Raw genomic sequence first — 12653 nt, forward strand, 5'->3', positions numbered from 1 at the left:
AAACTACAAATTTTGAGACAGAAAAAAGACTGCCCCTTTTGAGACAGCCTCTTTCTTAATATAAATATGTTGAGCCAAACAAATTCTGTTACTAATTGGTTACGATCATTTTTTTAGAGGCTACAGGTTTTCCGTTTACCACAAGATTGTAAAGATAGGTCCCGGGCGATAATGTGCGTGCGGAAACAGAGATTTGTGTCTCTCCTTTTTTAACGGGAATCATCTGCATTTGTCTTCCGCTAAGGTCATAAATACCTATCGATGCATTTCCTTCTCCTGCATTAAACTTAATTACAGTTTCCCGGTTGAATGGATTCGGTGCATTTTGTTCTAAAAAAACCGTTGAAGAAACTGTCTGATTTTCCGGATTTGAAACTTTATTCCCTGAAAGTGCATTTATTTTTTCTTCCAGCGCTTCCATTTTACTTTTTAAGTCATTAATTTCAGATTTCTGTTCCTTAAGCTCATTCAGTAACAACGGAATAAATTCGACGTAGTTAAGGGCATAGTTTCCCTTTTCATCAATACTTACGAGGTTGGGAAATTGCTTTTCCACTTCCTGGGCAATAAATCCGAAGTGTAATTTATCTTCCGTTCTGTTTTCCCCCTCTTTTTTCTTGAATGTATAAGAATAAGATTCAATATTGAGCAGATTAGGAGAAAGGCCTTTTAAAGGTCTTATATTATCTTTTAACCTTCTGTCAGAAGTCGAGATAAATGATTGGGCTCTTGCTTCAAGCGCTGCCTGAAACCGCCCTGATACATATAATTCATTATTTCCGTTCCCTAAAACCGTAACACCACCTGTAGCAGAGCCGTTGCCACCATTCAAAAAATTTAAATAGGCAACACCCTGGATAGAATTCATCACTGTTCCGTTACCAAAACTCGGGCTTGAATAAAGAACAATGCCTGAAGATTTTACATTTCCCAAATTGTCATTATACACGATACGGTTTTCATTGAGGGAATTGGACAAAGTTCTCAGCCCAAAAACTCCACCGGTACTTAACCAGTTGATCAGGACCGGATCTACGGGAGGAATGATGTTCGTTACCCGATTATAAACTTCTATGATGTTGGCAACATTAGTTCCGGAAAACATGGTGTACCCGTGATTTATCTTCAGAGCGGAAATCCCGGGGCCTGAATTGATATCCAGGCGTGTGGTAGGTGCAGTATTCCCAATACCCACACTTCCTGTGGTAGTAGTGGGTGTAGTAGTTCCTGTCCATACATTTTGTGCTGAAACAGAAAAAGTTACTCCAAAAAGAAGCAAGCATAAAGAAGTTGTGATTTTTTTCATAGTATTTATTTTTATTGATTGGAATTTAACCCATTGGTCAATAAATTTACTACGAAATGAAAATTTTTATCTTCTTAAAAAAGTAAGTGTCAATCGTTATCTAATAAGTGTCGCTGTTTTCAAATAAGTGTGATTAATCAAAAAAAAACTGACAGTAAATCAGGAATCGGATTATGCTGATTTGTGGATATACCTTGAAAGCTTAATTCCTAAATCGGTCCAGATGATCTTTGGATTCCCGTTCCGTGTCAGATGCAGGTCTGCGGTGCTTATTTCCTCCAAAATGCTTTCAATATTGGCACCACTGATAAATTTAGAAAAGCCCGTCCAGTTGAAACCATTGGCATCAATCTTTTTATACACAAGATCCTGGGACTGATAATTCTGAAGCAGGGCCAGCCTGAATATTTCAGAACAATAATTTAAAAAGTTTTTCTGCTTTTCCCTGTTCCACCCGGCAATCTCTCTTGCCCAGAAAATAATATTTTTAAGGAATTCCGGCTTCTTTTTTACCTGGAATGCGTCACGCACCCACTGGATAAACAGTTTTTCAAATTCTTCATTTTTATTCCCGGATTCCAATAGCTTTATGGCATCGTTGAGGTTTCCCTGAGCTTCATGAACCACTTCTTTTACTTTCTCATCTGAAGCCGAAAAATTATTTTTAAGATAATTTTCCAAATCATTATCGTTAATTCTCGGAACTTCTACCACCTGTGTTCTGGAAAGAATGGTCGGTAGAATATCATTGATGTTTTCTGCAGTAAGAAGGATAATGGTTTTCGCAGGTGGCTCTTCAAGAAATTTAAGGAATTTATTGGATGCTGCTATATTCATCTTATCTGCTCTCCAGACAATCAGAATCTTGGTACCTCCTTCAAAGCTTTTGAGGGCAAATTTCTGGTTTTGGTCGTCTACTTCATCTGCAGAGATAAACAGCTGCTTGTTTTCCGAATCCAGAAATGCAGCCCAGTCATCATAGCTCGCATAAGGAGAAGCCATTACCATTTCCCTGAATTCCTCGAATTTATTTTTACTTAATGAATTTTTATTGTCGGTATAAACTGGAAAACTGAAATGCAGGTCCAGATGGTTCAAATGTTCAACCTTAGAAGCGGCATGCTCATTTTCCCTGTACAGGATTTCTCTGGCATAGGCCAGGGCCAGCGGAAATGTTCCATAACCTTCTTTTCCGATGAAAAGCTGGGCATGGCTTACTCTGTTTTCAGCGATACTGTCTTTAAGAAGTTTTTTAAGATTGTCCTGTCCGGCAATGTTCTCCCAATTCATGCTTCAAAGATAAAAAATCTTTAGTGCAATTTTAAAAGTTCTGCAAAATTAAGTTTTAGAAATACTTGTATAAATAAATATATATTGCTGAAGATTATATTGACCACCACAAGAAAAATTAATTTATTATTGACAATTCATCATTTACAATTCACTTTTAACCCCCTTAACAAACTTTAACCTCAGGAAATTTTTACAATTCATTAATATTTAAGATATTTGCGCATTATTTTAAAAATGTAGAATGAAAAAAATTCTTGTAGTATCATTCATTTCAGTTGGGTATTTCCTTAATGCGCAGAGTTTGAGCAATTCACCATATGCAACTTACGGAATCGGAGATGTAAAATATGATAATACGATTGAAACAGCCTCGATGGGTGGTATTTCAACAGCCTATATAAGTGATTTCACGAGCAATTTCAATTTTGCCAACCCGGCAAACAACAGTAATTTCGAACTTACCAGCATAAAGCTTGAAGCCAGTAACGAAAACAATTACTTTAAAACGAATTATAACGATACGAAGTCTACTAAGCATTCTACGTATTTATCCAATATATCATTGGCCTTCCCCATCTCTTCGAAGATCAAAATGGGACTTTCTTATCAGCCATATAGTTCTAAAAGTTACGAAATCATTAATACGGAAACTTTGAAAGACGGAACTATTTATGCTAACCGTTTTAAAGGAAGCGGTACTTTGAATACGGCACAGATTGCGTTGTCCTATAAATTAAATTCAGAATTTGCGTTAGGTTTAAGAGCCAACTATTATTTCGGGAAACTTTCCGATCTTAACGAATTTACAGTTTCCAACACGGAGCTGATCAACGGTTATGAAACCAAAAACAGCATTAGAAACTTCAATTTTACTTTAGGAACAAGCTACCAGCATTTAAATACCCGTACTGATAAGAAACTTACTGTTGGGGCTACTGCTACATTTGGTAATACAAGTAATATGACCACTGAATATGTGAACAGCACCTATTTCTATTCAGCAGTTGACACCAAAGCTTATGAAAGCATTATTGAGCAAAAAAGTACAAGTTCAAAAAATCTTTTACCATTACAGGCATCCCTGGGTGTAGGGTATGGAAGTGAAAACCAATGGTTCATGTCTGCCCAGCTGGATTACAAAAAAGGAGAAAATATTTCTTATTTCGGAAAAAGCTTTGACTTCCAGGATTCATACAGAATTTCTGCCGGAGGCTGGTATCTGCCGAACTATAACAACTTCAGAAATTATTTCTCAAGGGTGATCTACAGATATGGTGCATTTTATGAAAGAGGAAGTCTTAAAATAGGAAGTAACAGCATTAATAAATTCGGAGTTTCCGCAGGGGTAATGCTTCCATTCAAAACCAGCAGCATCACAAGGATGAGTGGTCTTGAGCTAGGTCTTGAAGTAGGTAAACGAGGAACTTTAAAAGACAACCTTATCAATCAGAATTTCATCAACTTCAGGGTAGGATTTAATTTTGCAGATAAATGGTTCAGAAAGAATCTTTACAACTAGAATGAAACTGATCAAAAACATATCATACAAAAAATATATAGCATGCCTTTTTAGTTGTGCTATATTTTTTGTACTGACCTCCTGTGAAGAAGACCTTACCAAACGAAATGGCAATCAAAGTAAAAATTTTCCCTCACAGATTATCAATAATGCCAAGATCGTTCAGAGAGATTCGGGGTTTGTAACTTTAAAAGCCCTTGCTCCTATTATTGAAAAATACGAACTGATCGACAGCCCGTATGTAGTAGCCAGAAAAGGGATCAATATTGAATTTTTCGACAAGAAGAAGCCTAAAGTACCAGGAAAGATCACCGCAAAATATGCCCGGATTTTTGAATATAAAAAATTCTATGAGGCTAAAGGTGATGTAAGGATCACCACCAATGAAGGGCAAAAATTTGCCATGCAGAGCATTTACTGGGATCAGAGAAAAAACCGTATTTATACAAAAGATACAGTGTATGTAACCATGGAAGACGGTTCCACACTGGTGGGGGCCAACGGGATGACTGCAAAAGATGATTTCTCTGAATATACCTTCTTCAACAATTCCGGGGATTTCACAACGAAACAACTATCCGAATCTAAAAAATAATCTTTAATGATTCTACACGCTATCGGGTTGATGTCCGGAACCAGCTTAGACGGATTAGATATTTGCTTTGTGAAATTTGAAAAACACGACAGCTGGAACTTTCAGATTCTTAAAGCAGAAACTGTTTCTTATCCTAAAGACTGGGAAAACCGGTTGAGAAATTCAATCAATTTGTCTGCTGAAGAATTATTAGAGCTCAACGCCGAATATGGTTTTTATTTAGGAAAATCAGTCAATGAATTTATCCTTAAACACCAGATAAAAAACATAGATCTTATCGCTTCCCACGGCCATACGGTTTTTCATCAGCCTCAAAGAAAATTCACCCTGCAGATTGGGGACGGAAGGGCTATTAAGCTGGAAACCGGTTTGCCTGTGATTTACGATTTCAGAACCCAGGATGTCCTGATGGGTGGAAACGGTGCTCCTCTGGTTCCTATCGGGGATGAGCTTCTTTTTTCTCAATATGATGCCTGCCTTAATTTAGGCGGATTTTCAAATATTTCATTGAGATCCGGTCATAAAAGAATTGCTTTTGATATTGCACCGGTAAATATTATACTCAATCAATTAGTCCAAAAGTTCAATAAGAGCTATGATGAAAACGGATCTTTAGCCAAAACAGGAAAAGTAAATCAGGATCTGCTCAACAGCCTTAACAGTCTTTCTTTTTACCGGCAATCCCATCCAAAATCATTAGGAATTGAATGGTGTCATAAAAATATTTCTCCTTTGCTTAATAGTAATGATGTTGATACGATAGATGTACTGGCAACCTTTACAGAACATATTGCCCTGCAAATTTCCCAGATCATCAATGAAAGCGGCATTGAAAACATTCTTTTTACGGGAGGCGGAACCTATAATACATTTCTCATTGAAAAGATAAAAGGCAGAACAAAAGCCGAAATCATTATTCCTGAAAAAGAGATCATAGAATACAAAGAAGCACTTATTTTTGCTTTCATGGGTGTTTTAAGGCTCAACAACGAAATCAATGTGCTTGCCTCTACCACGGGAAGTTCTCATGATCACAGCTCCGGGATTATGGCATAAAAAAACCTTCAGGATCTGAAGGCTCCGCTTTTATTTATAAGTTTCTATTTTATCCGTTAAGGTATTGATAAAATTCTGCAGCGGCTTTTCAACCATCATTTTTATAAACGGGTTAAATTTACCTTCGAAAAGCATCTGAACCTCAGTTTGATTTTCGCTGACAGGATTTAAAGCTGCTGTTAATGAAAAATCCAGACTTGAGCTCGCTGATTTTAAAACAGCTTTTTGGTCTGTAACTTCATCTATTTTCAACGCAATTTCCGGCATTCCCTGTAACCCGAATTTGAATCCGTCTTCTCTGGTTTCAAATTTCTGAAGACCGTCCGGCATAAATTGTTTATAGTTTTCAGGTGATTTTAGCAGCTCCGATAACTCTTTAGATGATTTATTGACAATAATCTTTCGTCCTTCTAAATTCATTTTTTATTTTTGTATTTAAATTCTTACAAATGTATAAAGTTTTTGTGAACGAAAAAAAATTATTGTTGTCTAAACAGCCCGAAAATCTTGAAAAAAACATTGGGTATGAAAACGTCACAACTTTAGAAATTGCATTGGATCTTCTGGAAAATACATCTGTAAAAGAGCTGAATGTATTCGGAGATGATATTGATGGAATTTGGAAAGAATTTCAAAGCCTTTTCAGGATCATAGAAGCTGCAGGTGGCGTTGTAAACAACAATAAAAAGGAAATTCTTTTTATCAAAAGATTGGGAAAATGGGATCTCCCGAAAGGGAAAATGGAAAAAGGAGAATCCAGGGAAGAGTCTGCTGTAAGGGAAATTGAGGAAGAAACAGGCTTAAAAGATGTAGAACTGTTACAATTCATCAATACCACCTATCATATTTATGTGGAGAGAAAGGGGGATAAAATCCTGAAATGTACCCATTGGTTTGAAATGAACTTCAATGGCGAAGATACTTCAAAACCTCAGATTGAAGAAGGAATTACTGAAGTAGCATGGAAAAACACTTCCCAGATAGAGGATGAGGTTTTCCCAGGTACTTTCAAAAATATCAAACTTATCATTAAGGAATTCTGGAATATCAGGACTAAATAAAGTCTATTGCTTTTTCTAAAGAAATTCCTCTGGATGCTTTTAACAGGATATTTTCGGATTGAATCGTATTCTGTTTTAAGTACTCTGTTAAATCTGCAGTACTTTCAAAAGCTGTTGCTGATGGATTAATGTTTTTAAAATTTTTACCGACAGTAATAATCATATCAAATCCCAGGTCCTGAGCCAGCTTCAGGATATTGCGATGTTCAGCTTCACTCTCCGCTCCAAGTTCGAGCATATCTCCGATGATGATGGTTTTAGTCCCTTCAAAAGTGATGAAATTATTCAGAGAAGCAGTCATAGAGCTCGGATTGGCATTATAAGTATCTAAAACCAGAGTCCTGCCTTCTTTTTTCACAACCTGGGAACGCATGTTGGTAGGTGTATATCTTTCAAGAGCCCGTCTGATCTGATTGACATCAATTCCGAAATGAAGCCCAAAACCCGCAGCTGCACAAAGATTCGTAAAATTATAATTCCCTGTCAGTTTTGACAAAATCTGGATATTCTGATAAGATATTCCTACAAAATGATCTTCAGAAAATGCTTCAAAATAATAATCGGAATCCGGTTTTCCGAATGTAATCACAGGTTTATAGTTTTCAGTTTTACCTATCTGAATTTCATCATTTTCATTCACCAATATGGTTTTATGAGCAGCTTTCAGATAATCATACAGTTCAGACTTCCCTTTTATTACGCCTTCAAATCCACCAAAACCTTCCAGGTGAGCCTTACCAAAATTGGTAATATAGCCATAATCCGGACGCGAAATAGAACAGAGAAGCTCAATTTCTTTTTGATGATTGGCGCCCATTTCTATTACAGCGATTTCGTGTTCCGGCCTGACCGATAAGATCGTTAAAGGTACCCCGATATGGTTGTTCAGGTTTCCGTAGGTATACTGAACATTATATTTTTCTGAAAGAACAGCATGAATCAGTTCTTTCGTGGTTGTTTTTCCGTTACTCCCGGTAAGCCCTATCACAGGGATTTTCAGCATATCTCTGTGATGAATAGCCAGATTTTGTAAAAAATCTAAGGTGGAATGAACATAGAAAATATTTTTTTCTTTATTTTCAAATTCCTCCTGTTCCACTATTACTGCTAAAGCTCCGTCAGCAATTGCTTTTTCTGCCAATGTTGCCGCATTGAAATTTTCACCGGAGAAAGCAAAGAAAATATCATTCTTTTCTATTTTTCTGCTGTCGATAGTCACTTTCCCGGACTTCAAAAATAAAGGATAAAACTGTTCTATATTCATAGGTCAAAAATAAAAAAACCTTCCAAGATTTTGGAAGGTTTTTTATAATTATTTTTTGATAAATATTATCTTCTGGTTCTATTCTTATCGCTTGCTCTCGCATCCTGTGCAACACGGAATCCTACCCAGCCATAAGCTCTGTTTTCATCTTTATATCTTCTTTGTCCCGGATCCAGCCAATATGCTGTATCCTGCCAAGAACCTCCTTTTACCACTCTGATATCGTTAGTTACAGAAGAAGTTCTTTCTTTAGAGTCTTTCTGCAATTTTACTTTACCGGAACCGTCAACAATAAATCTTTGTTTCGGAGAATTATACATATTGTAAGAAGTAGCTGAATCTGGTGCATTATAATAATCTAAAGAAGATTGTCTGTCACCGTCTCTGTAATTTCTGTAATCAGCAATCGTTTCTCTTTCATACTGCCCCGGCAAGTTTCTATATACCAATCTACCGTCAGCTAAAGTATCATATTTAATGCTTCCTTCATCTACCATTTTATAAGTTCCGTCACCATTTTTCACAACAGCCTGAGGCATGTTTCCTCTGTAGTAGTTGAAATCACTGTAATCTTCATCGATAACTGGTCTGTATACGTCGGCAGTCCATTCAGAAACGTTTCCGTACATACCATAGATACCAAGGTCATTGGAAGGATATTGTCTTACGTCTGAAGTTCTTGCAGAACCATCATTTTTCCAGCCGGCGATACCTGAGTAGTCACCTTTACCCATTTTAAAGTTTTCAAGGAACATTCCTCTTTCTTTACCTTTAGTACCTCTCAGTTTTTCAATTTCAGGTTTTTTACCTAAATACTGATTATACTCTCTGTTTTTAGCCATCCCAAGAGCTGCATATTCCCATTCAACTTCTGTAGGAAGTCTGAATTTCTGAACCATCGCAGCGTTTGGAGCTCTGTTTGCTGCAAGAAGTCTCTGGTTTGTCGTTTTCAAACCTGTCTTCTGCTGCATTCTTTGTTCATTTATATAACCTTGCATTTCAGGATCATTCGACTTGAATTTATCCATGTTAAATGCTGTTCCGCCCTGATTATTAGATTCATTAATATATAAATCCTTTGCAATAATCCCTGCAGACATTAACGCTTTTTCGTTAGCTCTGTCTGACAACCATTCGCAGTATCTGTTGGCTTGAGTCCAAGACACTCCCACTACAGGATAGTAATCAAACTCAGGAGAACGGAAGTACGTCTCGTTGTAATCATTTCTGGATAGTTTGTTATCCCATAATAAGGTATCCGGTAAAGCACCGTTGTAGATTTCCTTAAAACTAGGATCACTTGGTGGGAATACATACTTCAACCATGTAAGGTATTCGCGGTATTCGTAGTTAGTAATTTCTGTTTCTCCGATAAAGAACGAACTTACCTGCATCCTGCGAGGTGAGTTATTCCAATCGTGCATTACATCATCTTTCACTAATCCCATTGTAAAAGTTCCACCTTCTACATATACCATTCCCGGCCACCCCTTCTGCTTTTGTTGCTTTCCTGCAAAAAACCAACCTTGTTTTTCGTTCGGTTTCCAACCTGTCTTACTGATAAATTTTTTAGTACCTCCACCTTTGTTGGTACCTGATCCACCACAACTGGTTAATGCAAGTGTAGAACTTAATGCTATTAATGAAAACAACTTTAGTTTTTTCATAGTCGATATAAATATTTTCAAAGTACAAAGAAAAAATAAATTATTCAATAAATCAAGAAAGATTTGATTTTTTTGAAAAACGATAACAAATTAATTTTATTGTATCGTAATTTAATTATAAAATTTTCGTTTATTTTGTAATTTAGATAATTTTAAAAACAAACATGAAACAAAAAATTACGTTTTTACTCCTATTAGCTTTTGTATCAACAATTTACGCTCAAAAAACAACCATCGAATGGGATGGTTCTAAAATTCAAGACTTCGGTGATACAAAAATGAATCTTCCAAACTTCAAAAACGAAGGTTTTTCTTTCAGCCAAAATAACATTTTTATAACAACTAAACAAAAAATAGGAGAAAAGCAGTTAAAGATTTCTAATTTAGTGTGGGAAACCATTTCGAATAGAGATTTATTTGAAATCAACAAAGACGCTTTACCTGATTATGATATTACAGACGCTGTGTACTATTATCTGGAAGGAGAAAAATATGCCAGCATCAATGTTGCCCTGTTCAAGAATGTAAAAGGCCGTATTCAAAGACTTTCATCTTTTGATGTTTCCGAAACAGCTGCTACCAGCATAGGAAGTACCTACAAAGTGGGAACTACCGCAAATCCTTTGGGAACCGGTGCCTTTTATAAAATTAAAGTAGATAAATCAGGGATTTTCAAAATTACGACCCAGTTTTTAAAAGATAACGGTATCAACCCCGGCTCCGTTAATCCCAAAAATTTCAGAATTTACGGAAACGGTGGTATCATGCTTCCGGAACACAATGAGGATGTAAAATACGGGGCCTTACAGGAAAATGCCATTCAGGTGGTGGGTGAAGACGACGGTGTATGGAATGATAATGATTATGCCCTGTTCTATGCACAGGGACCCAATGGCTACAACCTTTATAATAAATCAAACGGCAACGGTTTCAAAAGAAGGGATACCCGGAATGACAGAACCGAAAATTTAAAAAACATCTACGAAGATTTTTCCTATTACTATATCAACTTCGATAAAGGCCAGGGAAAAAGAGTTCAACCGGTAGATGCGAACCTTCCGGCTAACTTAATTACAAGATTTGATAATTACCAGGTACTTAATAACGACCAGAAAAACCTATTAAAAGTAGGAAGGATCTGGGTGGAAGAAGCTCCGTTTACAACTGACAAAACGGTTACTTTCACTCTTAACTCACCTATTCAGGGCGGAGATAATATCAGATATGCCACCCAGGTAATAGGATTTAAATCCCAGGGAAACAGCATAGGTTTCGATATCAATACCCAGAATCCCGTTACGCAGACCTCATCCTCTTCCGATCTTGATTTCAGATCTTTCAGATATAACGGAACGATAAGCAATTTAAGCGGTAATCAAATTTCCATTAATTACAAACCAAGTATTACTACAAACCCTAACGGAGTTTTCTATCTGGATTATGTGGAAGTACAATATAAAGAAGACCTAAAATATAATGGTTCTCAAATCAGTTTCAGAGATTTCTCACTGGTAAGCGGAAGCAATACTGCTTATGGATTCAGCATTACAAACACCTCCGGAATGGAACAGGTTTGGGACGTTACGGATATTACCAATGCCAACAGAAGGGTTAATAAAGCTACCGGAGGTACGGTCTTTAATTTCGGGTATATTGCCGCTGATCAGAATTTCAATAATGAGTTTGTCGCTTTCAAAGCTGATGCTGCATTTTCGCCACAGTTTGTAGAAAGAATTGCCAATCAGGATCTTTCCGCATTGCAGAATATAAACTACCTGATCATCACTGTTCCTGAAATGATGGGCCAGGCTCAGCGGTTAGCCAGCTATCATCAGACCAAAAACAATTACAATGTACAGATTGTAGACGCCAATAAAATTTATAATGAGTTTGGCAGCGGAAGTAAAGACCTTACAGCAATCCGTGATTTTGTTACAAAACTTAATACTCCATTGGGGAGTTTAAAATATGTGTTTATCCTTGGGGATACTTCATATGACTATAAAAACAGGATTTCCAACAATACGAATGTAGTTTCAAGTTATCAGAGTGAAGAGTCTTCCGAATACATTACGTCATACGTTACGGATGATTATATTGTAATGACCAAGCCCCAGCAGACTGTAACTTCAATTACCAGTAACCTTCCCGATTTACCTGTGGGAAGAATTCCTGCGGCTAACGCTTCAGAGGCTGGTGCTATGATCGACAAAACCCTTGCTTATTATAATGCACTTCCGGGGCAATCGTCTCCTTTCGGGGAATGGCGTATGAAGCTTGATTTCGTCGTGGATGATGATGATGAAGGCGGCGGCCCTTTCCATGATGTAATGAACAATACGTTATCAAGTATTTTTGAGCAACCAGGTTCAACCAATCTTAAAGAATATAACGTAAGAAAATTATACCTTGATGCTTTTCAGGCCCAGAGTACAGCAGGAGGACAAAGATACCCGCAGGTGAACCAGGCCATCTCCAACGATATCGGTAACAGTATGTACCTGTTCTATTTCGGACATGGGGGAACCAGCGGATGGGCACAGGAAAGAGTACTGACTCTTGATGAGATTGACAATGCCAATAACTTCTCCAATGTATACAGCCGGTTCCCGTTTGTGTCAACGATAACGTGTGAATTCACTTTGTGGGATGAGCCTGAAACATTCTCTGCCGGGGAACGCTTCCTGAAAATGAAGCAGGGAGGTGCTGCAGCCATGATCACATCCAGCCGTGCCATCGGTGTAGGATACGGCCGTGATTTCACAGATCTTTATACCAAAGATATTTTCAAACTGGTAAATGATGATTTTGAAACGCTGGGAGTTGCCCACCTGAATGCTAAAAAACAAAAGGGAGCAGATCCCAACCATTTGAAAGTAAATCTTCTTGGTG

At 37.2% G+C, this 12653-nt stretch carries 10 protein-coding genes; 5 read left to right on the plus strand and 5 right to left on the minus strand.

Annotated elements, in window-relative coordinates; all coding sequences use genetic code 11:
* Positions 1–91: 91 nt before the first annotated feature.
* Together PMI13_RS16550 and PMI13_RS16555 are read right to left on the minus strand one after the other, a co-directional pair.
* Complete coding sequence (locus PMI13_RS16550) at positions 92–1306, minus strand: tail fiber domain-containing protein (protein ID WP_007845818.1); 1215 nt, start codon at positions 1304–1306, stop codon at positions 92–94.
* A gap of 171 nt (positions 1307–1477) precedes the next feature.
* On the minus strand, positions 1478–2596 hold the full coding sequence (locus PMI13_RS16555) for a DNA polymerase III subunit (protein WP_007845820.1): 1119 nt from the start codon (positions 2594–2596) through the stop codon (positions 1478–1480).
* Between the two features lie 244 nt (positions 2597–2840).
* On the opposite strand from PMI13_RS16555, the gene PMI13_RS16560 reads away from it, so the two are divergent.
* From PMI13_RS16560 to PMI13_RS16570, 3 genes are read left to right on the plus strand one after another with little or no spacing between them, the layout of a single operon-like run.
* A complete protein-coding gene (locus PMI13_RS16560) occupies positions 2841–4118 on the plus strand; it encodes a porin family protein (RefSeq protein ID WP_007845821.1) in 1278 nt (425 codons plus the stop codon).
* A gap of 1 nt (position 4119) precedes the next feature.
* Positions 4120–4713: an LPS export ABC transporter periplasmic protein LptC gene (lptC, locus tag PMI13_RS16565; protein WP_007845822.1), complete on the plus strand. Its 594-nt coding sequence runs from the start codon at positions 4120–4122 to the stop codon at positions 4711–4713.
* A 6-nt stretch (positions 4714–4719) separates the two neighbouring features.
* Positions 4720–5769 carry an anhydro-N-acetylmuramic acid kinase gene (locus tag PMI13_RS16570; protein WP_007845823.1) on the plus strand — a complete coding sequence of 350 codons (1050 nt, stop codon included), beginning with the start codon at positions 4720–4722 and terminating at the stop codon, positions 5767–5769.
* A gap of 30 nt (positions 5770–5799) precedes the next feature.
* Here PMI13_RS16570 and PMI13_RS16575 read toward each other — a convergent pair whose 3' ends face one another.
* A complete protein-coding gene (locus tag PMI13_RS16575; RefSeq protein ID WP_007845824.1) occupies positions 5800–6189 on the minus strand; it encodes a hypothetical protein in 390 nt (129 codons plus the stop codon).
* Positions 6190–6218: 29 nt separating this feature from the next.
* Here PMI13_RS16575 and PMI13_RS16580 point away from each other — a divergent pair, with 29 nt between their 5' ends.
* On the plus strand, positions 6219–6830 hold the full coding sequence (locus tag PMI13_RS16580; protein WP_007845825.1) for an NUDIX hydrolase: 612 nt from the start codon (positions 6219–6221) through the stop codon (positions 6828–6830).
* Here PMI13_RS16580 and PMI13_RS16585 read toward each other — a convergent pair.
* On the minus strand, positions 6823–8094 hold the full coding sequence (locus PMI13_RS16585; RefSeq protein ID WP_007845826.1) for a UDP-N-acetylmuramoyl-tripeptide--D-alanyl-D-alanine ligase: 1272 nt from the start codon (positions 8092–8094) through the stop codon (positions 6823–6825). The genes PMI13_RS16580 and PMI13_RS16585 overlap by 8 nt on opposite strands.
* 65 nt (positions 8095–8159) lie before the next feature.
* Positions 8160–9761 (minus strand): gliding motility lipoprotein GldJ, encoded by a 1602-nt coding sequence (gene gldJ, locus PMI13_RS16590; protein ID WP_007845827.1) that lies wholly within the window; start codon positions 9759–9761, stop codon positions 8160–8162.
* Positions 9762–9925: 164 nt separating this feature from the next.
* Between gldJ and porU the strand changes: the two genes are divergently transcribed.
* Positions 9926–12653 (plus strand): type IX secretion system sortase PorU (gene porU / locus PMI13_RS16595; protein ID WP_007845828.1); only part of this gene is annotated, 2728 nt, incomplete at its 3' end.

This window comes from Chryseobacterium populi (genome assembly GCF_000282115.1).
Lineage (GTDB): Bacteria > Bacteroidota > Bacteroidia > Flavobacteriales > Weeksellaceae > Chryseobacterium > Chryseobacterium populi.